This is a genomic window from Streptococcus mitis (assembly GCF_946188685.1).
Lineage (GTDB): Bacteria > Bacillota > Bacilli > Lactobacillales > Streptococcaceae > Streptococcus > Streptococcus mitis_CC.
Genome location: NZ_CAMHWH010000004.1, coordinates 32,981 through 54,083, shown reverse-complemented (window position 1 = coordinate 54,083; position 21,103 = coordinate 32,981). Strand labels below are relative to the sequence as shown.

Here is a 21,103-nt window from a genome sequence, read left to right as displayed (position 1 = left end):
TTCGGATTTTTTTCAGAATTTAGAGAGTAAAAAAGATTTAATACTCAATGAAAATCAAAGAGCAAACTAGGAAGCTAGCCGCAGGCTGCTCAAAACACGGTTTTGAGGTTGTAGATAAGACTGACGAAGTCAGTCACATATATACGACAAAGCGACGCTGACGTGGTTTGAAGAGATTTTCGAAGAGTATAAAATTTTGTTTCATTTAATTATCTATATTTGTGTAAATTTAAAAGCCCGATGTTTCCATCAGGCTTCTTTTTTATCCATGTACACGTTTCATATAGTCTTGGTAACTTTCGGTATCCATGAGTTTTTTAGCGTTCTTAACGCGGTCTGCTGTTGGTGGTTTAACCCCTTCGAGGGAATAAGGAATTCCTAATTCACGCCATTTGAATTCTCCCATGGTATGATAAGGTAGAATTTCAAACTTATCAACATTTTTAAGGGTCTTGACGAACTTACCAAGTTCAATCAAGTCATCGTCTCTATCTGTCAATCCTGGAACTAGCACGTGGCGAATCCAGACAGGTTTTCCAATATCTGATAGATACTGGGCACAGGCCAGGATGTTTTTATTGGTTTGGCTAGTGACAATTTTGTGCTGTTCTTCGTTGATTTCCTTGATATCCAAGAGGACTAAGTCAGTGACAGCCATGAGTTTGTCAAACTTTTCAAGGTAACGTGGTTTATTTCGGAAAGGAAGGGCACAGGTATCCAAGGTACAGTGGATTCCGTGTTCTTTGGCCTTGGTAAAGAGGGCAATCAAGAAATCAATCTGCAAGAGAGCTTCTCCTCCACTGACTGTAATACCGCCCTTATTTCCCCAGAAACCGCGGTAGCGCAAGGCTTCTGTCAAGACATCATCTACCGTCCGTTCACGTGATTTATTGGATTCCATAGCCCAAGTGTCAGGGTTGTGGCAATACTGGCAACGCATGTGACAGCCCTGCAAAAAGACAATAAAGCGAATACCAGGCCCATCTACTGACCCAAAGCTTTCTGTCGAATGCACCATTCCTGTCACTTGTCCATAATCAATTGTTTCTTCAGACATATCGTTACCTTCCTTGAAAACGTTTTATAGTTTTATTATATCACGACTTGAAGGAAAAACAAGATTTTTGCCTATTTTTTAGAAAGCAATCTGTTTTTCAATTTCATTTTCAATTACTTATCATTTTATTCTTCAAAATCAAAGCCATACAAGGTTGCAAAGTAGTCCTCAGGGCGCTCTGCACGGCGGATTTGACGGACTTTGCCTTCTTCGGTATAGAGGATTTCCGCAGAACGAAGTTTGGCATTGTACTGGTAGCCCATTGAAAAACCGTGAGCACCTGTATCATGAATTACCAGCAAATCACCGATTTCTGTATGAGGCAGTTCGCGATTCACTGCAAATTTATCATTGTTTTCACAGAGTGAACCAACCACATCTACCACTTCAGCTGGTCCATCTGGATGGGTCACATTAGTAATATGATGGTAGGCTCCGTACATAGCTGGACGCATGAGGTTGACTGCTGATGCATCCACACCTAGATAGGTACGGTAGGTTTCCTTCTTATGAGTCACTCTTGTAACCAAAGCACCATGAGGTGCTAACATAAAACGACCCAATTCGGTGAAAATCTTAACCTGACCAAGACCTGCTGGCGTAAGGACCTCTTCATACACCTTACGAACCCCCTCGCCAATCAAGGCGATATCGTTCGGCTCCTGGTCTGGACGATAGTTGACACCAATACCGCCAGAAAGATTGATAAAGTCTAGCGAAATGCCCAACTTTTCCTTGATTTCAACAGCCAATTCAAAAAGCTGACGAGCCAACTCTGGATAATAGAGATGGGTCACGGTATTGGACGCTAGGAAGGAGTGAATCCCAAAAGTCTTGGCTCCTTTTTCCTTCAAGATGGCAAAAGCTTCAAAGAGCTGATCCTTGGTCATGCCAAACTTGGCTTCTCCAGGATTGTCCATGATGTCTGTTCCCAGTTCAAAAACACCTCCAGGATTGTAACGACAAGAGATAATTTCTGGAATGCCTGCTGCACGCTCTATATGTTCAATATCTTCAAAGGCATCCAAGTTAATGGTCGCACCCAATTCACGCGCATAGGCATATTCCTTATCTGGCGTATTGTTTGAAGAGAACATAATTTCAGAACCAGGGAAATCCAGTTTATGACTCATCAAAAGCTCTACATAACTAGAGCAGTCCACACCACAGCCTTCCTCTTGGAGAATTTTCAAGATAGCTGGTGTTGGAGTAGCCTTAACTGCAAAATATTCCTTAAAGCCCTTATTCCACGAAAAGGCTTGGTTGACGGCTCTTGCCTTCTCACGAATTCCCTTCTCATCATACAAGTGAAAGGGAGTCGGGAACTCGGCAACAATCTTTTCCAAGTCTTCTTTATTGATAAATGGTGTTTTCATAAGTTTCCTTCTATTCTATTTGCAAAGAAAGGCTGGGACAATCGTTCCAACCTTTAGTTCTATCTCTTATTTATCTTCGTCAAAGATATTGCCAACCTCAACATCGATGGCTTGGTTCTTGACATCAATATTGGTTACCTTCAAGAGTGACTTGTAGTCAAACTGCTTTTCGCGTTCTTCTTGAGCATTATCCGCAAAGACCGCTACACCTGCCAATTCTGAATCAAACTCACGCAAGAGGCTGATCATCCCATTGACAGTTCCGCCACCTTTCAAGAAGTCATCCACAATCAAGACACGGCTGCCTGCCTTGAGACTACGTTTTGAAAGGAACATTTTCTCGATACGGTCACCACTTGAACCGGATACATAGTTGACGCTGACAGTTGAACCTTCGGTAATTTTCAGGTCGCGGCGCACAATAACAAAAGGAACATTGAGGACATTGGCAACTGCATTTGCAAGTGGAACACCCTTAGTCGCTACTGTCATAACCGCATCAATTTTTTGGTCCATAAAGCTCTTGGCAATAATGCGACCAATATTTTTCAAGATGGCTGGTGTGCTAAGTAAATCAGATAGGTAGATGTAACCACCTGGCAAGATACGGTCACTTTCTGACAACTTGGAACGCAAGTCCTCAACCATTTCCTTGGCATCATGACTTGAGATTGATGGTGTGAAAATGACACCACCACCAGCACCAGTTACTGTCTGGATATGACCGATTTCAATTTCCTCAAAGGCGCGTTTGATAATCACGATATCCTCTGAGATGGATGATTTAGCAGATTCGTACTTTTCAGCAAAAGTATTGAGACTAGTTAGTTTATAAGGATTATTAATCAAATAGTTGGAAATGACAACCATCCGATCACTTCTTCTTAATTTCATTTCTATTTCCCACTTCATTTAATTTTGATATTTTATCTATTATACCATATTCACATAAAAAAACGAACATTCTTATCCTAAAAAATGCTCATTTTTCTTAAATTATTAATCTAAATCTGGTTTATAGAAGGAACGATTGTCCATAGCGAAGATTTTATTGGTCATCTCTCCCTTATCCACCAAAGCAAGAGCAGTTGACATCATCATCATGCTTGCATCCAGATTGTCAATCATATGGATAATCTCTGCTTCCATAATGCGTGGACGGACTGGACTTCCATACTCAAGCAAGCCATGGTGACTAAGGATGACGTGACGAAGCAGAACGACTTCTTCCTTGGTATCATCGATGCCGAGTTCCATCACTGTCTTGGTAATTTCACTATCAATCAGAGCGATATGTCCAAGAAGATTACCTCGCACTGTGTACTCGGTCTGGTCTGGTCCCGTCAACTCGATGACCTTAGCCAAGTCATGCAGCATAATCCCCGCATAGAGCAGGCTCTTATTGAGTTGAGGATAGACTTCGCTAATAGCATCTGCCAAACGCACCATGGTCGCCGTATGATAGGCCAAACCCGTTTCAAAGGCATGGTGGTTGGTTTTGGCAGCTGGATAGGAATAAAATTCCTTATCATACTTGGTGTAGAGATTGCGGACAATTCGTTGCCAAACAGGATTTTCTATTTTGAAAATCATTTGCGACATATAGTCACGGATTTTCTTGACATCAACTGGCGACTTGACCTTGAAATCAGCTGGGTCATTGGGTTCACCAGGTTGAGGCAGGCGAAGGGTAATTTGATTGACTTGAGGGGTGTTGTTATAAACTTCTCGGCGTCCTTTCATGTGGACAACCTTACCTGCAGTATAGGCCTCAACGTTATGAGGTTGGGCATCCCAGAGTTTCCCTTCAATCTCGCCACTATCATCTTGGAAGGTAAAAGCTAGGTAGTTTTTCCCAGCGCGAGTTTGTCTCAGGTCAGCTGACTTGATTAGGTAAAAGCCTTCAAACAGCTCATCTTTTTTCATGTGACTAATCTTCATATTCTTCCTCATTTTCTTGGAAATGGAGTAGATCAAGCGCAGGCTCACCTTCTGACAACTCAATGTGACGGAGCGTCCGCTCGATAGCTGTGGTACGACGGTTTAATAGTTCATCAATATTGCCAGAGGCATGTTGGAGGTGTTTTTGTGCCTTGACCAGAATGCCACCAAACTTGCCAAATTCAGTCTTGACACTGGCAAGAGTCTTGCTAATATGGTCGGCACTCTTTTGGATATTGAGAGTCTTGAAGCCAACTGATAGAGAGTTAAGCAGGGCTGATAGGGTACTTGGACCTGCGACAATAATCTGTTCCTCCCGTCTCAAATCATCAAAGAAGACAGGATTACGGACAATTTCTGAGTAGAGACCTTCGGTAGGCACAAACAAAACTCCAAAATTGGTAGTCCGAGGCGGTGCTATGTACTTGCTCTTGATATCCTTGGCAAAGCGCTTGACACTTGCTAGGAGTGACTTACGACAGCGTTCGATTTCATCCTTGTCACCTGCTTCATAGGCTTCTTCTAGGCGATAATAATCTGCCAGTGGAAACTTGGAGTCAATCGGTAGATAAACGTATTCCTGGTCTCCCTGTCCAGGTAACTTGATGGCATACTCCACTCGTTCACTGGAGTTTTCAACCGTTGTGTATTCTCGTTCGTACTGGGCAGGGGTCATGATGTCTTCGATGATTTGCCCCAGTTGCAATTCTCCCAGAATCCCTCGCGTCTTGGTTCCTGAGAGAACCTTATTGAGGGCTCCAACATCGCGGGCAACTGTCTGCATTTCTCCAAGGCCACGATTGACCGACTCCAGTTGTTTGGAAACTGTCTCAAAGGAAGCCTGCAAGCGCGTCTGCAAGGTCTTTTCTAGTTTTTCCTCGACCGTTTGGCGCATCTGCTCCAAATGTTGCTCATTTGATTCCTGCAAGGCTTGAAGACGTTGGTCAGTCTTATCCCTGGTTTGCAAGAGATTATCTGTCATTTCTTGACGGATCTGAGTCAGACCTTGGTGCAATTCAATTCGCACTTCTTGCAAACGGTCGCTGACAGCTACTTCCAAGTCTTTTTGATCTAACTGACTGGCTTGTCTTGCTTGTTCAAAACGGTAATCCAACTGGTCTGACAAGTGATCTGCCTGATCCTCCAAGCTCTTGGTCAGATATTTTTCCTGCTTATCCTGCCTTTGCCAAATCAGAAAGATACCAGCTAGGTTGGCAATCAATAATAGAACAAGTAAACTTTCCATCCTACCTCCTGTCCTTGCTATGCAGCACGACCACATAGCCATCTGGGCAAGTCACCGAAACTTCCCTATCTATATATTCGTTAGAAGCGTACACTTTTTTAAAGAAAAAATTTTCCTCTGTCAACTCATACTTAGCACCGAGAATAGTCAGCTGGCTATCCCGAACCGGCATAAAGGCTAGATAGTCGTAGTCTGAACGAGGCTGTAGCTGACTGGTCCCTTCTGGACAATAGGCAATCAAGTTTTGCCCATCTTCAATTTCTATCTGGTGCATATAAGGTGCCAACTTGGGATTGCTAGGTAGAAAGACGTTAGCCAGCATATGATCAATACGGCCACCCAAAGCACCGAAAATAGTGACCTGAGCCTGAGAATTTTTCTCAAAGATGGTTAAGAGAGCCAATTCCAGATCTGTATCATCTTTTTCTGGTCGGGCTTGAACAAAATGCTGGGCATGTTTTTGAATCACCTGTCGCTCTTCTTCCGTCACAGAATCAAAATCTCCGGCTGCTAGAGCAAGAGGCAAATCTTCTTCCAAGACCCAGAGAGAACCTCGATCCACACCGACAAAGCAATCAAAGTCTGTCCGATAATGACCGCGGTCTCCGCCTGCAAAAACGGCAACCCTAGTCCAGTTCTTTTCTGAGAGTTTGTACTCGCTCATTGACATCTCCCTTAAAGACATAGGAACCTGCTACAAAAACGGTCGCACCAGCTTCTTTAGCTTGGGCAATCGTTTTATCATCAATCCCGCCATCCACTTCGATTTCAAAGTTCAAGCCTTTTTCATCACGAAGAGCAACCAACTCACGGACCTTATCCATGGTCTCTGGTAGAAAGGCTTGCCCACCAAAACCTGGATTAACCGTCATGACTAAAACTTGGTCAACTAGATGAAGTACGTGCTTGACGGCTTCAACTGGTGTGCCAGGATTGATAACGACTGAAGGCTTAACACCGAGTGAACGAATTTTTTGGAGGGCACCATGAATATGAGGCGTTGCTTCCACATGGATGCTGATGATATCCGCACCTGCACGCGCAAAATCTTCTAAATGATGCTCTGGATTAGCTACCATCAAGTGGCAGTCGAAAACCATCTTACTATGAGGACGAAGACTCTCGACCACACCCGCACCAAAACTGATTTGCGGTACAAAATGACCATCCATGATATCGATATGGGCATATTCTGCCCCAGTTGCTTCTAGGCGTTTGATTTCACGTTCAAAGTTGGCATAATCTGCTGCCAGAATTGACGGAGCAATCTTGTATTGAGACATAGGTTTCTCCTTATTTTGGAATTTTTTTGCTGACTTTTTTATAGGTTTCTCTGCGATTTTCAATCTCACTGAGGAATTGCAGGTAGTTGTCAAAACGGAAGGTGGCAATAATTCCTTCTTCTACAGCTGGCTTTACCGCACAAAAAGGCTCATGGGTATGGGTACAAGTGCGGAATTTGCAGTCTCGACTGACAGTGGCAATCTCTGGGAAGGCCTGATTGAGGTCTTCAGCCGTTGACACTTCATAGTCCAAGGATGAAAATCCCGGTGTATCTGCGATTTTACCCCCATTGAGGTTGTAAAAACTAACAGCTCGAGTGGTATGGCGCCCACGACCCAGACTGTCTGAGATTTCTCCCGTTTCAAGATTAAGGTCTGGTGCGATTTTATTGAGAAGAGTTGACTTCCCAACACCTGTCTGCCCCATAAAGACCGTGACTTTGCCTGTTAACAAAGGCAGGAGTTCCTCTTTACTGGTCACAAAGTCATAGCCGATGTCACCATAAGTCTGTTCATAAAAATCCAGTTCTCCTCTATCTTCCAACAAATCCATTTTAGAAATATAAACGATGGGATGGATGTCCTTGTGCTCCAAAAGAACCAAGAAACGATCCAGCAAATTGCTGTTAAAATCAGGTTCCTTGACAGACATGATCACCACAGCTTGGTCAATATTGACAATAGGCGGACGGACCAGACTGTTTTTCCGTTCATGAATCTTGAGGATATAGCCTTCTGAATTTTCCTCGGCAGAAAAATCTACCCAGTCTCCAACGTAGGGAGTATGGCCTTTTTTACGGAAATTCCCACGCGCGCGTGTTTGATAGACCTGGCCATCACTCTCTACATAGTAGAAGCCTGCCAAGGCCTTAATAATTTGTCCCTGCATCTTAGAGTCCTTGCCCTTTAAGCGCGTCTGCTAGACTAGCAAACTCTGCCAAGCTGAGAGCTTCCCCACGTACACTTGGTGACAAGCCTGCTTGGTCCAAAGCCTTGGTCAGCTTATCCTTGACCTCTTCAGTCTTGCCAAAGTAACCTGTCAAGTTATTCCACAAGGTCTTGCGGCGATGAGTAAAACTAGCCTTGGAAACCTTAAAGAAGAAGTTCTCATCTTCTACTGCTACGGCTGGCTCTGGACGACGCACCATTTTCAAAATGGCTGAGTCCACGTTTGGCGCTGGCACAAAGACAGTCCGAGGCACGATAAAGGCAACCTTGGCAGTCATGTAGTACTGCACCGCAATCGACAAGCTACCATAAGCCTTGGTATTCGGCTGGGCTGAAATGCGGTCCGCCACTTCTTTCTGCATCATAACAACAAACTCACTAAAAGGAATCCCACTCTCGATTAAGTGCATGAGAATAGGCGTCGTGATGTAGTAAGGCAAATTAGCCACTACCTTGATTGGCAGGTCAGGATTTTTAAAATTCTGGATATGTTGCGCCAAATCAACTTTAAGAATGTCCTCGTTGACCACGGTCACATTATCAAAATCACGCAAGGTATCTGCCAAAATCGGCACCAAACGGTGGTCGATCTCAAAGGCCATAACTTGAGCTGCACGCTCAGCCAAAAACTCCGTCAAGGCACCAATCCCTGGCCCGATTTCGATGACATTAACCTGGTCATCAATCTCAGCCGTATCCACGATTTTTTGAAGAATATTGGTATCCGTCAAGAAATTTTGCCCGAAGGACTTTTTAAAGGTAAAACCGTGACGCTCCAGCACTGCCTTGGTCACGCTATAATCTGCAATTCTCATCTATTCTCTTTTCTATTATCTGTTACTACTATTGTAACACATTCCCCTTGTATTTTGGGGGTGAAAATCATACCAAAAAACTATCTTCTCTCATGAAGAAAGATAGTCTTGAAAATCTTTAAAGGTGGACTTAGCGGTTCTCTCGAAACATCCGTTCGAAAAAATCAGCTTCTTTATAACTTCGATTTTCAGGTAGGGTCAAATCTACATCCTCCTCCACGTCGTCCACTGTCAGTTCAACCGTTTGAGGTAAATTTTTCAAACGATAATGCTTTTGCCTTTGCCCTTCAATACTAGCAAAATCAAGCAAATAGCCATTCACTCGGATTTGAACCAAAAGGAGATGATTGGTCATATTTTCCATGATGAGAATATCTTCTAAACCACCTCTGGCACTAGGATAATCAGATACCCTGCGAATACGGATTTTTTCACACATGAGCAAGCTCCCTCATATCAATGATTTCATCGGCCTTATTCCAGACTAGGGGATTATGGGTCGCAATGATGATAATTCGATTTTCATCTTTCAAGCCCACCAAGAGATTCATAACCTCCTCTGAATTTTCAGGATCAAGAGCTGCTGTTGGTTCATCTGCCAAAATCAAGGGTGGATTTTTCAAAATAGTCTTCGCAAGGGCAACTCGTTGAGCCTCTCCCCCAGATAAGGTATAAATTTTTTGTTCTAGTTCCAAATACCCTAGATTAACTTTTTCTAAAGCCTCCACTTGCCTTTCCAAACGTTCTACTTTTGAGATTTTCTGACCAACAAAGCCCAAATCCAAATTCTCTTTGATTGATTGGTTTTCTAAGAGGCCAAAATTTTGAAAGAGATAGCCCATCTGGTCTCGAAAATACTCACGAGTGGGAATGGTTTTTAAATCTTTCCCCTGATAGAGAACCCTTCCTCCATCTATCTTTTCTAGTTTACCTAAGATATTCAGCAGAGTCGTCTTTCCGCTTCCACTCTTACCGATTAAGGCATAAACCTTGCCCTTCTCCAGCTTGAGGTTTAAACCAGAGAAAATCGCGCGGTCATTAAACTTCTTTTCCAATCCTTGAATATCAATCATCTTATTTTCCTTTCAATACTGCCATGCTACCAGCTTCTTCTTTTTTATCCTGTCTAACTAAAATCAACAGAGCGTTAAGCGTAAACAAAGCTACAACTAGAGCGCTAATCAAGCTATCTCCTGTCAAAACACTAGATAGGATTAGCCCAAGTAAGAGAACTCCTCCTTGCGCCAGTAAGTACTTGCCATGAAGCTCATAGATTGTCATACCAGAAAGACGTTTAATCATGATCTCCCGTCTAAACTGCTCAAAATAGAGAAGATTCATGGAATCAAATAACAAGATAGCCGTAGATAGAGTCAAAATAGTCCCAATAAGGAGAGAGTAGAACTCCATCCGTTTGTCATTTAGTACCTTGGCAAAAAATAGCTGGCTTTTTACCAAATAAGAGACCTTGTGATACAGACCTTGCTCTTTTAGAGCTGTGATGCTGTCTTGATATTGATCTAATTTCAAGGCACTATTAGCCGTAGTTCCCCATAACATCCCTGCAACAGGTCTTGTTCCAGTCGCTTGCGGCGTTAAAACTACAATAATCGGATCTTTTAGGTACTGGCGTGTCGTCTTGTACCCATCGTTATAGAGGAAGCGTTCCTGTCCTGTTTCTGTAAAAGCTAGCGTTACCTGTGGGAGGTAGTGTTTCTGACTCGTCACTTCTACACTTTCAGATGAAAAGTTTTGCAGGTAATCTGTAAATAATCCTTGATAGTAGGCAGACTGCTCTCGCAAGCTCTCAGGCAAGATCAGCCCAAACTCTCCCTCAGACAAGTTTTGCATCTTATCCATAAACTCTGAAGAAACGGTAATCTTTTCTTCTATCAGATAGCGCGGTGAGACATAGATGACATTCCCTGACGGTGTGTAGTCATTGAGACGATTGCCATCTAGGTCCACTTCTGCTCCATCTGAGAAATTGTCAACATTGCTCATAATATAAAAAGAGTCTGTATTGGCTAACCGTTCTTCAGTAAATGTCTGCCACTCACGATTATCCTTACGCATTCCTTCTTCATCGGCAAATGCACTAGACCAACCAAAGGATAGACGGTAACGGTCTGAGGACTGGCTCCATTTATCGCTAGCTCTCTCCATTTCCTGCATTTCACGGTAGTGGGGTAGGAGAGCAGTCGCACTCGAGCCGACCACCAGCACGGCCAAGAGTTGCCCCACCATCATCAATGTCATCATACGTTTGAGAGGGAGTTTCCCTTTCAATAGATCCACCAGACTATTTTCTTGTAAACCAAGTAGATACACGATACTTAATAAGGTAGAAATCCCTACCAAGGCCAATCCATAAAGCAAAAGACCAATGATGACCAGTTGTACCGTTGCCATAAACAAGGCACCTTGATACCAGAGAATCCCCAATCCCAAAAGACTGGATACCAGCACTGAGCAGATAAGCTGTCTCACATCTTCTAACACTGGTCTGAGAGCCACCCCAAACAAGCTCTCACCAGCTATTAAGCGAATCCCTGCTTGACGAAGGGACTTGATCCGATAAATCAGGGTCAGACTCATAAAGGTCAGCAGAAAAATAGCTAGACTCAGTAGCCCCATAGGGGTGGCCGCCAATAATAAGACTATCGAAAATGGATCTTCTCCATTCGAAACAAAGCCTTGATAACCAAGTTCTTTCAAGGTGGTCTGTAAACTCACTCCATCCAAACTTCCTGACACAATCAAGTAAGACCCTAATAAATCACTCGTTTCTGAACTCTCCTTGGAGGAAATGGTCAGACCTTCTGGAAGCTCTCCCTCACCATAAGTGGCATAGATAAAGCGTGTTTCTCCAGCTTCATTTGGCTCAACAATCCGACGGGCGATGAGACTATTATGCTCTACCGCCAAGTGACTCAAAGCCTCTGTCACCTCTTCGCGACTAGCTACTGGTTGATTTATCACCATTCCTGTCACATCAACAGAAGGATAGTTACCAAATAAAATCTCTTCTCGATGGTCAACGGAAGTTATCACCATATAAAGCGATACCAATACCATTGAAATCAAAATAAATAAACGTTTCATCATTTCCTCCAAAAAGTTACTTGGTCACTTAGTGAGAAGGTGACCAAGTAAAGCTAAACAATAGGGCTATACCATTCTAAACATTATAGTAGAATGCAACTTTCTCTCCCCAAGAAGTACGAATCCATGCACGAGAAGTCCCTCCAGCACCAGCATATCCCTTATCAGATGAACCAGTTTTTCTACTAACAACTGTTGAGCTATGATATTCTGAAGAGTGATAGTAGTTTGAGTAAGCACCTCCGTCACCTGAACCATACGTCCAGACACCACCATCTGGATACTTAACCGCGGCCGATACTACTGCTACACTTCCACCTAATGTTGCTGCAATGCTCGCTACAAGGGCTAATTTTTTAACTGTTTGTTTCATATTGATACTCCTCTATTTTTTATTTTATCATAAATATTTATTATATATTGTCCATTTTCTATTCAAGTAAAACTAAGTCCTGGATCATAGACCTTTTCAAAGCAACACCTCATGGTATCCTCTCCTTATTTTTCTAATTTAGTCTATCAAGTTGTATTTATTATATGTTATGAATAAATTTTTTGAGACTAAGTAGACATAACTAAATTTTATTTAAACCACCAAGTAACTAAATAAAATAAACTAAAAAAGTTCATACTGTAATCTCCTTTCACATTTTTATTAATTATAAATTATTCTTAAATAAACTCAAAGGACATCAATGTCCTTAAAATAGAACCATTTCGTGTCATTTTTAGCTTATATATAAAAAACAGTCCTAAAGACGAACTTTAGAACTATTTCAATACTAGAACAAGGACATTTTTGTCACTGATTCACTATGTTTATAAATATTTTTTTAAATCTTCTTGCCATTGTTTCTCCAACATAGTAACTAAATAAGAATTTTCTATTATATCAGCAAATAGCTTCGATTTCTGATAGAACTGTTCGGCAGAAACATAATCATTGTTTATTATTAGAGATAATTTCCACTCCAACATTAATATAATTGGTTTCTTCTGAAAATCTTGTGTTTTTTCCATTATATGATTAAGGCTAAAGATATAAGCTCCGAGTGAATCATAAGACGACAAATTATCCAAACAGGCTAGACCCGAAAACAAAGTGTTACTTAAAGCAAACAGATATTCTGGTGCAATTAATTCTACATGATTTGTCAAACGAACTAAAAACGAATGAATTCTGTTAATTTCTTCAATCTGATTTTGACCTTGTTTTATCTTTGTAAGCACTATAGCAAAATATAAGTTGATAACTTCTAATTCATTTATCAAAAACAATTCCTTATCATAAATTGTTTTAAAATAATCGTCCAGTACGGTTTCCCCATATTCTGGTCGTCCGCTTCGAATAACATCTATCGTTGCTCTAGTAGCTTCAAACCATATTTTTTCCTCATTAGGAAGTTGCTCATAAAATAAATCCTCTATCTCTTCCAAACACGCTTCCTTCTTATCATACTCCTCTTCTTTACCATAGATTGGTTCACGTAAAATTTGGTATTTCAATTCTAAATAAGCAGGAGGAAGAGCTGAAAAATCCGGCATAAGGCTATAAGCTGGAACTCCTAGCCGGCGAGCAATATAGTCTAACTTGGGCAAACTTGGTTGCGAAGCTCCACTTTCAATTCGCGACAGTTGACGAACTGTCAGTTCTTGCTCATCTCCACAAAAATCTGGACGACTAATTCCTTTTTCTATCCGAATCTCTTTAATTTTTTGACCAATTAACATTAGACGCCTCCTCTTCTACCTGCTTCGAAAAATACTGTGAAACTTAAAAAATTGTAACGGCTACATCTTTCCTACTCATAAGATTTCATAGCTTCTTCCACTTCCGCCAAGGTGACCCCAAACAACTCTAGGCGTTTGAGGAGTTGCTTGCCGTTGGAATAGCCGATTCGGAGAGCCTCTCCTAGATATTCTCTGCGCTTACGGCTGTCTGACCCTGCTAGAAAACCAAGGCGAATCAAGTCGCTACGACTGATGTCAAACTGACTCTCATGTTCAAATTGTTCTGTCACCTGAGCTAGAGCCGTTTTCAGGTCTTCATAGCTGGCATGCTCAATTCCCAGAGAACGCCCCTTGGTCTTGGACTTAGGAACAGCTTCATCTCGCTTGAGAAAGGCATGCTGAACTGTTGGAATAGCCGTCATAATCATGCGGCGAATCCGCTCCCCATTAAAATCTGGGTCTGTAAAGACAATGACTCCATGAAGCTCATGTAGACGCTGAATACGTGCAATATCTTGCTCATTGATGGCAGAACCTCGTGTCTCATAGGTCTCTACCTCGAAATAACGTTTGAGATTGGCCGTATCATCGCGACCTTCAACCACGATAACTTGGGAAATTTTCTCTTTCATTACTTGCTGTCCAATCCAAAAATTCGTTCTGCATTTGCAGTTGTTACCGCCGCTAGCTCTTCTGTCGTCATACCACGCAAGTCGGCGATAAAGTCCACTACATAGCGAGTGTAGGCTGTTTTATTTTCACGACCCCGCTTGGGTACAGGTGCTAAGTAAGGCGCATCTGTTTCCACCAAAATCTTGTCCAAAGGTAACTCTTTAGCTGCTTCTTGGATGTCAGTTGCTTTCTTAAAAGTCACCACTCCTGAGAAGGAAATAGTCATGCCAAGCGCGACAAACTTCTCTGCCCATTCAAGAGTTCCTGAGAAAGAATGCATGATACCACCACGAGGACCAACGCCCTCGCTCTTGATAATCTCATAGGTGTCTTCCAGCGCATCACGGGTATGGACAACAAAAGGCAAATCCAAGTCCTTAGATAGCTGAATTTGACGGCGAAAAACCTGCTCCTGCACCTCTTTTGGCGCTGTCATCCAATGGTAGTCCAAACCAATCTCACCCAAGGCAACTACCTTTGGGTGCTTGAGCTTGTCAAGCAAGTAGGCTTCAATCTCCTCTGTGTAAGTCCCTGCTTCTGTAGGATGCCAACCAATAGTCGCGTAGAGTTGGTCGTACTCATCCACCAACTCCAAAGCACGCTCAATCGTCGGTTTATCAAAACCAACAATATTCATCTGTGTCACACCCATCTCAGCAGCCAAGGTAATTTCTTCTGCCTCACGACCTGCAAATTCTTCTACATTCAAGTGTGTATGTGTATCAAAAATCATCTCTTCTAACCTCGTTTTCTATCTACTATTATAGCAAAAAAACTGACCTCTCTCCTCATCTGTACAAAATATTCTAAAATCCATCGTCGTCTCTTGACGCTATTTTCCCAAAGCAGTATAATAGCACTTATTGAAATTTTCAGAAAAGGAAAATACAATGTTTAGAAAATTAAAATATACCTTTATCGGTCGACCACTCAAGTCTCTCACAGACGGCGAAGGGGGATTGTTAGGGAAAATGCAGGCACTTGCAATGTTATCCAGTGATGCCCTGTCTTCTATTGCCTATGGACCTGAACAAGTCATTCTCGTTTTAGTCAGTCTCTCTCCTCTCGCTATTTGGTGGAGCCTCCCTATCGGTATTTTTGTCCTCTTACTCCTCGCTAGTTTGACCATTTCCTATCGTCAAATCATCCACGCCTATCCTCAAGGTGGTGGGGCTTATATGGTTACTCGGGAAAATCTCTCCCCTGAACTAGGCTTGATTGCAGGGGGCAGCCTCCTTGTTGACTATATGCTGACAGTAGCCGTATCCGTTGCGTCTGGAGCTGATGCTATTACAGCAGCCATCCCTGCCCTCCATCCCTACAATCTTCATATCTCTATTTTCCTAGTCTGCCTGCTCATGCTCTTGAATTTAAGAGGATTGAAAGAATCTGCCAGCTCTCTGATGATTCCTGTCTATCTCTTTATCATCAGTACTGTCTTTCTCTTGCTCTACGGAATCTTTCAACTAATGACAGGGTCTCTCAGCTATCAGGCAACTTCACCTATTGGGCATGCTGTACCGAGTCTGTCTATCATTCTCATTCTAAGAGCCTTTACCAGTGGTTCTGCCTCTCTGACAGGGGTTGAAGCTATTTCAAATGCCGTTCCCTTTTTCAAGACTCCAAAAGAAAAGAATGCCGCTCAGACCTTGACCATCATGTCATTGATTTTAGGTTTTCTTTTTGCAGGCATTACCTTCCTAAACTACTGGATGGGGATTATGCCTCAACACGGAGAAACTATCCTCTCACAGATGGCTCAAGGCATCCTTGGAAATTCCTTCTTAGGTCACCTTGGCTATTATATCTTCCAATTCTCCACAGCCTTGATTTTGGCCGTAGCAGCAAACACTGGTTTTTCAGCCTTCCCTATGCTGGCCTACAATATGGCTAAAAACAAATATATGCCCCACCTCTTTATGGAAAAAGGAGACCGCCTAGGCTACTCTAATGGAATTTTAACTCTGGCTTTTGGGGCTATGATTCTTCTTCTCATTTTTAACGGCAATACCGAACGTTTGATTCCTCTTTATACTATCGGGGTCTTCGTTCCCTTTGCCCTTTCTCAGACTGGGATGATTCGCCATTGGAAAAAAGAAAAAGGGGCAAACTTCTTAAAACCTGCCCTTGCCAATATCCTTGGAGCTATCATTTGCTACGCGATTGTACTAATCTTGCTCTTTTTCCGTCTCAGTGATATCTGGCCCTTCTTCCCGATTATTCTCGTACTCACCCTACTCTTCTTAGCAATTCACAGTCATTACCAAAAAGTGGCCCAACAACTGCGACTCTATGAAGGAATCGAAAAACGTACCTACGATGGCAATCTTGTCCTCGTTCTAGTAGGAAATGTCACCCGCGTCAGCGTCGGAGCCATTAACTACGCTCAAAGTATCGGAGATGAAGTCTTAGCCATGCATATTTCTACTAAGGAAACAGCAGAAAAAGACCAAGAAATTCTCCAAGAATTTGCCGATTACTTTCCAACCATTACTCTGAAAAACATCAAGACCAGCTACCGTGACATCATCACGCCTACTGTCAAGTATGTCAAACGAATCTCTGAGGATGCTCAGAAAAAGAACTATACAGTCACTGTCCTGGTCCCCCAGTTTATCCCTAATAAACCTTGGCAAAATATCCTGCACAATCAGATGAGCCTTAAACTCAAATATGCCCTTCGTTGGCACCAAGACGTCGTTGTCGCTAGCTACTCCTATCACTTAAAAGAATAAAGAAAAGGCCCTACCAGAACCAAGAAGCTCTGGTAAGGCCTTTTTCTGAATCCAGCCACTATGCTTAACTGAAAAGCATGACTAGGAATATTATTGAATATGGTTAGCTAAATCTTCCTGAGCTTTTTTATTTGACTCAGCTTTTTCTTTTAGCCATTTTTCATAAAGTTCTTGGTACTGTTTAGCAGTGACTGGCTCTTTTTGCAATTCAACATATTTATAGTTGTCTGCATCTCCTTTGTGTCCAACGAATGAGAATGGTCCTGTAAACGGTATAGTCTTACGGAAGATTGGGTTGGCTCCACCACTTTGAACTGGTAGGAACAAGGCGCTATCCGTCAACCAAGCTTGGGCTTCAGCATATTTTTCATAGCGAGCTTGAGTATCTGTGATTTCAGCGTCGGCCTGATCCAAGAGTTTCTTGTAGTCAGAAAGACCAATCTTGTCCTTGACTTCCTTGTCTTTTCCTTCAGACAAGCCCATGTTTTTCAACTGAGAACCTGTTTCTGGATCAAGAATAGCTAGATAAGTCTTAGGATCTGAGTAGTCTCCACCCCATCCTGAGATGTCGATGTCATAGTCTTTTTGTTCTGCTGTATCTGCAAAGTAGGTTGCTTGGTCTTTTTCATCTGGAGAAAGTTGAATAACATCGATAACCACATTCTCCTTACCAAGGGTTTCTTCCACTGTTTGTTTAAAAGATCCAGCCTGTTGCACATCCAACTTAGCAGTCTGGTCAACTGGCATATCCAAATGAATTGGGAAGGTTACTCCCTGTGCTTGCAGGCTTTCTTTGGCCTTCGCAAATTTCTCTTTGGCCTTGTCAGGGTTCAAGAAGGCTTGCTTCCCATCGTTTAGGTTAATATTTGCCCAATCTTTACCGTAGTTGACAATTTTTTCATTGACAATATCACCAAAGTTCTTATCGCCAACTTGGACAAAGTTACTTGGTGTAACCGTGTTACGCAAGATACGGTCTGCTCCATCTTCACCATTTGTTTGCGCTGCATAAGCATGACGGTCAAAGGCAAAGTTGATAGCCTGACGGAAATCTTTATTCTGCATAGCTGCGCGTGCATCTGTCTTTTCCTTATCAGATTGTTTCATAGTCTGCTTGTAGCTTTGGCGATTGACGTTGAAAAGATAGTAGAAGGTAACTGAGTTTTGTGGTGTATAGGTAATCTTGTCCTCATTTCCCTTCTTGAGTTCAGCAAAGACTGAACTTGTTGGGAAGATACGACCATCTGTATAGTTACCATCCAAGAAACCTCTAGCAATGCTATCTTGGTCAGATCCGTCAAAGAAAGAGAGCTTCACTTTCTCGATTTTAACATTGTCCTTATCCCAGTAATTAGGATTTTTATCAAATTCAATCAAAGATTTGGATGTGAAGGACTTAAACAAGTAAGGACCATTTGACAAGATACTTGATGGTGTCACACTTCCAAAGTCATCTCCCTTAGACTTCAAGAAGGCTTCATTTACAGGACTAAGAATACTTGCTGTTGTTTTAGAGTTCCAATAAGTTTCAGGTTGGATGAGGGTGTATTGGAGTGTGTAATCATCCACTGCCTTAACACCAACAGTTCCAAAATCAGATGTTCTCCCTTCAACATAGTCTGCTAGACCCTTGATAGAGTCTTGTACCAAGTACAAGTTTTCAGCCTTTTTATCAGCCGCATACTTGAGACCAGTCACAAAGTCATGAGCCGTTACATCTGCATACTCTTCTCCTTCAGAAGTGTACCATTTAGCCCCCTGACGGATTTTATAAGTGTAGGTCAAACCATCTTTTGACACTGTCCATGACTCAGCCATAGATGGGATGAGATTACCATACTGGTCATTTTCCAACAACCCATCAATCAAGTTGGTTGTGATACTAGATGTTGAGTCTCGTGTAGAGGTAATGTAATCCAAGGTATCAGGGTTGCTGACAAAGATATAAGAATATGTCTTGTCTGCATTGCTTGATTGGGATGACCCGCATGCCGCTAGAGCTAGACCTGCTGTCAAAGCCATAGCTCCAAAAAGCATAACTTTTGATTTCTTCATGATTATTCTCCATTTTTTACAGTATGTGAAATATTATACACTATTTGAGCAAAAATATAAAGTATTTTGAACTTTTTTACAAAAATAAAAATCAGTAGACTCGAGTTCCTACTGATTTTTGATAGAATTCGTTTGGATTATGCAGCCAAAACTTTGCGTCCTTTACGACGACGAGCTGCCAATACGCGACGACCGTTTTTAGTTGACATACGGTTACGGAATCCGTGTTTGCGCGCACGACGAAGTTTACTTGGTTGATAAGTACGTTTCACGATGAATACCTCCTCATAGATTTTGTATTCGTTTAGCCGGCTATAAAGTGATCAGTTACTAAACATACTTTACTATTCTATCTGATTCTTTTACTTTTGTCAATAGCTCTAGGCAAATGTTTCCAGCTTTTTCGAATGTAAGCCCTATCTACGATACTGTTTCAAGAAACGAGTCATCTTTTCTTGGATTTGGGCTAGTTCATCAACACGAGGAAGGTAAACGATACGGAAATGGTCTGGTTCCTGCCAGTTAAAGCCTCGACCATGAACCAAGAGAACCTTTTCCTGCTTCAAGAAATCAAGAACAAACTGCTCATCATCATCGATACGGTACATATTGCGGTCGATTTTAGGGAAGATATAGAGTCCAGCCTTGGGTTTAACCGCAGACAAACCTGGGATATCCTGAATGGCATTATAGATGAAATTTCTTTGCTCGTAAATTCGTCCACCAGGAAGGAGCAATTCATCGACTGATTGGTGACCGCCCAAGGAAGTTTGTACGACTTGTTGAGCCAAAACATTAGAGCAAAGGCGCATATTGGACAGCATATTGAGCCCTTCGATATAGCCTTTAACATGTGTCTTAGGGCCAGACAAGACCATCCAACCCACACGGAAACCAGCGATACGATGCGATTTTGATAAACCATTCATGCTGACACAGAAGACATCTGGTGCCAAGCTCGCTACAGGCGTATGCACATGTCCATCCATGACCATGCGGTCGTAAATTTCATCCGCAAAGATAATCAAATCGTTTTGACGGGCAATCTCAATAATCTCCAACAAAAGTTCCTTAGGATAAAGGGCTCCAGTTGGATTGTTTGGATTGATAAGGACGATTGCCTTGGTATTGGAAGTGATTTTTGACTTAATATCGTCAATATCTGGGTACCATTCTGCAGCCTCATCACAGATATAGTGAACGGCATTTCCTCCAGCTAGGCTGACAGCCGCTGTCCAGAGAGGATAGTCTGGCATAGGCACCAAGACCTCATCCCCATTGTCCAAAAGCCCCTGCATAGACATGACAATCAACTCACTGACACCATTTCCAAGGTAGATATCATCAATATCTACGTTTGGAAATTTTTTCAATTGGCAATACTGCATGATAGCCTTACGGGCTGAGAAAATCCCTTTTGAGTCAGAATAACCTTCACTATCACGCGCATTCATAATCAAGTCATGAATGACCTCGTCTGGCGCTGTAAAGCCAAATTCTGCTGGATTTCCTGTATTCAGACGTAAAATCTTTTCTCCATTTGCTCGCATCTGCATGGCTTCTTCCAAAACAGGACCACGGATATCATAAGCAACATGCTCTAACTTACTAGACTTGTTATATTCTTTCATCTTGTTTCCTCAATTCATCAGGATAGTAACATTATACCACTAGAAAGAAAATGCGACAAGTTTACTGAAATGTGTTACTAGTTTCGTATAGGAGAAAAGCCTCGCTAAAAGCGAGGCCAAGACAGGGGAGATAGCAGGTAATTTGCGAAAGTCACATCACATACCAAAAGATAAACCTAGAAAAAGCAAGCCTAAAAAGGAGTCATAAAGAAGATTGAACATGAGGAAAAGTCCCCATATCATCAAGTAATCCCAACGCCCACTTCGTTTTGCAACCAGTAATAAAATTAGATGGTAGAGTACATGAAAGACTAAAAAACCGATAAACCCTGGATAAAGAAGCGGTACCAGACTCTCTAATTGCCAGACCATGATAACTTCTACCAAGACTGAAATTAGGATGATTCCATAATAAAGGAAATTTGATTTTTGAAAAGCGTTTTTCATCATTCTTCCTCCCTTCACTTCTTTCCTGCTATCCTTTCTTTTATTTTATCATATATTTATA

Annotated in this window: 21 protein-coding genes; 1 reads left to right on the top strand and 20 read right to left on the bottom strand. The window is 42.1% G+C overall.

Annotation, left to right across the window (positions count from 1 at the left end; all coding sequences use genetic code 11):
• Nucleotides 1–262: 262 nt before the first annotated feature.
• From pflA to N8N51_RS04705, 16 genes are all read right to left on the bottom strand, one after another.
• Nucleotides 263–1,057 (bottom strand): pyruvate formate-lyase-activating protein, encoded by a 795-nt coding sequence (pflA, locus tag N8N51_RS04780; protein WP_001288286.1) that lies wholly within the window; start codon nucleotides 1,055–1,057, stop codon nucleotides 263–265.
• A 125-nt stretch (nucleotides 1,058–1,182) separates the two neighbouring features.
• Nucleotides 1,183–2,433 (bottom strand): diaminopimelate decarboxylase, encoded by a 1,251-nt coding sequence (locus tag N8N51_RS04775; protein WP_261078119.1) that lies wholly within the window; start codon nucleotides 2,431–2,433, stop codon nucleotides 1,183–1,185.
• Between the two features lie 66 nt (nucleotides 2,434–2,499).
• Nucleotides 2,500–3,327 carry a pur operon repressor gene (gene purR, locus N8N51_RS04770; RefSeq protein ID WP_261078120.1) on the bottom strand — a complete coding sequence of 276 codons (828 nt, stop codon included), beginning with the start codon at nucleotides 3,325–3,327 and terminating at the stop codon, nucleotides 2,500–2,502.
• 105 nt (nucleotides 3,328–3,432) lie between these two features.
• Entirely contained in the window at nucleotides 3,433–4,374 is a 942-nt protein-coding gene (locus N8N51_RS04765) for a 3'-5' exoribonuclease YhaM family protein (RefSeq protein ID WP_125454648.1), read from the bottom strand.
• Nucleotides 4,364–5,620: a DNA recombination protein RmuC gene (locus N8N51_RS04760; protein ID WP_185757732.1), complete on the bottom strand. Its 1,257-nt coding sequence runs from the start codon at nucleotides 5,618–5,620 to the stop codon at nucleotides 4,364–4,366. Before N8N51_RS04760 ends, N8N51_RS04765 begins: the two co-directional genes overlap by 11 nt.
• Nucleotide 5,621: 1 nt before the next feature.
• Nucleotides 5,622–6,284 (bottom strand): thiamine diphosphokinase, encoded by a 663-nt coding sequence (locus tag N8N51_RS04755; RefSeq protein ID WP_261057199.1) that lies wholly within the window; start codon nucleotides 6,282–6,284, stop codon nucleotides 5,622–5,624.
• The gene (gene rpe / locus N8N51_RS04750) at nucleotides 6,247–6,903 is read right to left on the bottom strand and encodes a ribulose-phosphate 3-epimerase (RefSeq protein ID WP_261057200.1); all 657 of its coding nucleotides are present in this window, start codon (nucleotides 6,901–6,903) and stop codon (nucleotides 6,247–6,249) included. The genes N8N51_RS04755 and rpe overlap by 38 nt, the downstream gene beginning before the upstream one ends.
• A gap of 10 nt (nucleotides 6,904–6,913) precedes the next feature.
• A complete protein-coding gene (gene rsgA / locus N8N51_RS04745; RefSeq protein ID WP_261057201.1) occupies nucleotides 6,914–7,792 on the bottom strand; it encodes a ribosome small subunit-dependent GTPase A in 879 nt (292 codons plus the stop codon).
• Nucleotide 7,793: 1 nt separating this feature from the next.
• Nucleotides 7,794–8,666 carry a 16S rRNA (adenine(1518)-N(6)/adenine(1519)-N(6))-dimethyltransferase RsmA gene (gene rsmA, locus N8N51_RS04740; RefSeq protein ID WP_004255823.1) on the bottom strand — a complete coding sequence of 291 codons (873 nt, stop codon included), beginning with the start codon at nucleotides 8,664–8,666 and terminating at the stop codon, nucleotides 7,794–7,796.
• Nucleotides 8,667–8,796: 130 nt separating this feature from the next.
• Nucleotides 8,797–9,105, bottom strand: coding sequence for a hypothetical protein (locus N8N51_RS04735; RefSeq protein WP_000333261.1), 309 nt, complete (start codon nucleotides 9,103–9,105; stop codon nucleotides 8,797–8,799).
• On the bottom strand, nucleotides 9,098–9,739 hold the full coding sequence (locus N8N51_RS04730) for an ABC transporter ATP-binding protein (RefSeq protein ID WP_261057202.1): 642 nt from the start codon (nucleotides 9,737–9,739) through the stop codon (nucleotides 9,098–9,100). Before N8N51_RS04730 ends, N8N51_RS04735 begins: the two co-directional genes overlap by 8 nt.
• A gap of 1 nt (nucleotide 9,740) precedes the next feature.
• Nucleotides 9,741–11,771 carry a bacteriocin-associated integral membrane family protein gene (locus tag N8N51_RS04725; protein ID WP_000825283.1) on the bottom strand — a complete coding sequence of 677 codons (2,031 nt, stop codon included), beginning with the start codon at nucleotides 11,769–11,771 and terminating at the stop codon, nucleotides 9,741–9,743.
• A gap of 76 nt (nucleotides 11,772–11,847) precedes the next feature.
• Nucleotides 11,848–12,144, bottom strand: a complete 297-nt coding sequence (locus tag N8N51_RS04720) for a lactococcin 972 family bacteriocin (RefSeq protein WP_000815396.1) — start codon at nucleotides 12,142–12,144, stop codon at nucleotides 11,848–11,850.
• A gap of 446 nt (nucleotides 12,145–12,590) precedes the next feature.
• Nucleotides 12,591–13,502 (bottom strand): helix-turn-helix domain-containing protein, encoded by a 912-nt coding sequence (locus N8N51_RS04715; RefSeq protein WP_000904842.1) that lies wholly within the window; start codon nucleotides 13,500–13,502, stop codon nucleotides 12,591–12,593.
• Nucleotides 13,503–13,573: 71 nt separating this feature from the next.
• On the bottom strand, nucleotides 13,574–14,134 hold the full coding sequence (gene rnmV / locus N8N51_RS04710; protein WP_261057204.1) for a ribonuclease M5: 561 nt from the start codon (nucleotides 14,132–14,134) through the stop codon (nucleotides 13,574–13,576).
• Nucleotides 14,134–14,907, bottom strand: a complete 774-nt coding sequence (locus tag N8N51_RS04705; protein WP_125386661.1) for a TatD family hydrolase — start codon at nucleotides 14,905–14,907, stop codon at nucleotides 14,134–14,136. Before N8N51_RS04705 ends, rnmV begins: the two co-directional genes overlap by 1 nt.
• 157 nt (nucleotides 14,908–15,064) lie before the next feature.
• Between N8N51_RS04705 and N8N51_RS04700 the strand changes: the two genes are divergently transcribed.
• Nucleotides 15,065–16,909, top strand: a complete 1,845-nt coding sequence (locus N8N51_RS04700; protein ID WP_261078121.1) for an APC family permease — start codon at nucleotides 15,065–15,067, stop codon at nucleotides 16,907–16,909.
• A 90-nt stretch (nucleotides 16,910–16,999) separates the two neighbouring features.
• Here the strand turns inward: N8N51_RS04700 and N8N51_RS04695 are convergent, their stop codons facing one another.
• The 4 genes from N8N51_RS04695 to N8N51_RS04680 form a co-directional block, all read right to left on the bottom strand.
• Nucleotides 17,000–18,964, bottom strand: coding sequence for a peptide ABC transporter substrate-binding protein (locus N8N51_RS04695; protein ID WP_261103679.1), 1,965 nt, complete (start codon nucleotides 18,962–18,964; stop codon nucleotides 17,000–17,002).
• A gap of 137 nt (nucleotides 18,965–19,101) precedes the next feature.
• Nucleotides 19,102–19,236: a 50S ribosomal protein L34 gene (rpmH, locus tag N8N51_RS04690; RefSeq protein WP_000831905.1), complete on the bottom strand. Its 135-nt coding sequence runs from the start codon at nucleotides 19,234–19,236 to the stop codon at nucleotides 19,102–19,104.
• A gap of 144 nt (nucleotides 19,237–19,380) precedes the next feature.
• Nucleotides 19,381–20,595 carry a pyridoxal phosphate-dependent aminotransferase gene (locus N8N51_RS04685; protein ID WP_261011997.1) on the bottom strand — a complete coding sequence of 405 codons (1,215 nt, stop codon included), beginning with the start codon at nucleotides 20,593–20,595 and terminating at the stop codon, nucleotides 19,381–19,383.
• Nucleotides 20,596–20,751: 156 nt separating this feature from the next.
• Entirely contained in the window at nucleotides 20,752–21,045 is a 294-nt protein-coding gene (locus tag N8N51_RS04680; protein ID WP_261011998.1) for a hypothetical protein, read from the bottom strand.
• Between the last annotated feature and the right edge of the window lie 58 nt (nucleotides 21,046–21,103).

Bases quoted from the DNA above. Each gene is read 5' to 3' on its own strand.
- N8N51_RS04705 (WP_125386661.1), bottom strand. From the start codon at position 14,907: ATGATTTTTGATACACATACACACTTGAATGTAGAAGAATTTGCAGGT.
- N8N51_RS04735 (WP_000333261.1), bottom strand. From the start codon at position 9,105: ATGTGTGAAAAAATCCGTATTCGCAGGGTATCTGATTATCCTAGTGCC.
- N8N51_RS04730 (WP_261057202.1), bottom strand. From the start codon at position 9,739: ATGATTGATATTCAAGGATTGGAAAAGAAGTTTAATGACCGCGCGATT.
- N8N51_RS04775 (WP_261078119.1), bottom strand. From the start codon at position 2,433: ATGAAAACACCATTTATCAATAAAGAAGACTTGGAAAAGATTGTTGCC.
- purR (WP_261078120.1), bottom strand. From the start codon at position 3,327: ATGAAATTAAGAAGAAGTGATCGGATGGTTGTCATTTCCAACTATTTG.
- rnmV (WP_261057204.1), bottom strand. From the start codon at position 14,134: ATGAAAGAGAAAATTTCCCAAGTTATCGTGGTTGAAGGTCGCGATGAT.
- N8N51_RS04685 (WP_261011997.1), bottom strand. From the start codon at position 20,595: ATGAAAGAATATAACAAGTCTAGTAAGTTAGAGCATGTTGCTTATGAT.
- N8N51_RS04755 (WP_261057199.1), bottom strand. From the start codon at position 6,284: ATGAGCGAGTACAAACTCTCAGAAAAGAACTGGACTAGGGTTGCCGTT.
- N8N51_RS04695 (WP_261103679.1), bottom strand. From the start codon at position 18,964: ATGAAGAAATCAAAAGTTATGCTTTTTGGAGCTATGGCTTTGACAGCA.
- N8N51_RS04760 (WP_185757732.1), bottom strand. From the start codon at position 5,620: ATGGAAAGTTTACTTGTTCTATTATTGATTGCCAACCTAGCTGGTATC.
- N8N51_RS04725 (WP_000825283.1), bottom strand. From the start codon at position 11,771: ATGAAACGTTTATTTATTTTGATTTCAATGGTATTGGTATCGCTTTAT.
- N8N51_RS04715 (WP_000904842.1), bottom strand. From the start codon at position 13,502: ATGTTAATTGGTCAAAAAATTAAAGAGATTCGGATAGAAAAAGGAATT.
- rsmA (WP_004255823.1), bottom strand. From the start codon at position 8,666: ATGAGAATTGCAGATTATAGCGTGACCAAGGCAGTGCTGGAGCGTCAC.
- N8N51_RS04700 (WP_261078121.1), top strand. From the start codon at position 15,065: ATGTTTAGAAAATTAAAATATACCTTTATCGGTCGACCACTCAAGTCT.
- N8N51_RS04680 (WP_261011998.1), bottom strand. From the start codon at position 21,045: ATGATGAAAAACGCTTTTCAAAAATCAAATTTCCTTTATTATGGAATC.
- N8N51_RS04720 (WP_000815396.1), bottom strand. From the start codon at position 12,144: ATGAAACAAACAGTTAAAAAATTAGCCCTTGTAGCGAGCATTGCAGCA.
- rpe (WP_261057200.1), bottom strand. From the start codon at position 6,903: ATGTCTCAATACAAGATTGCTCCGTCAATTCTGGCAGCAGATTATGCC.
- pflA (WP_001288286.1), bottom strand. From the start codon at position 1,057: ATGTCTGAAGAAACAATTGATTATGGACAAGTGACAGGAATGGTGCAT.
- N8N51_RS04765 (WP_125454648.1), bottom strand. From the start codon at position 4,374: ATGAAGATTAGTCACATGAAAAAAGATGAGCTGTTTGAAGGCTTTTAC.
- rsgA (WP_261057201.1), bottom strand. From the start codon at position 7,792: ATGCAGGGACAAATTATTAAGGCCTTGGCAGGCTTCTACTATGTAGAG.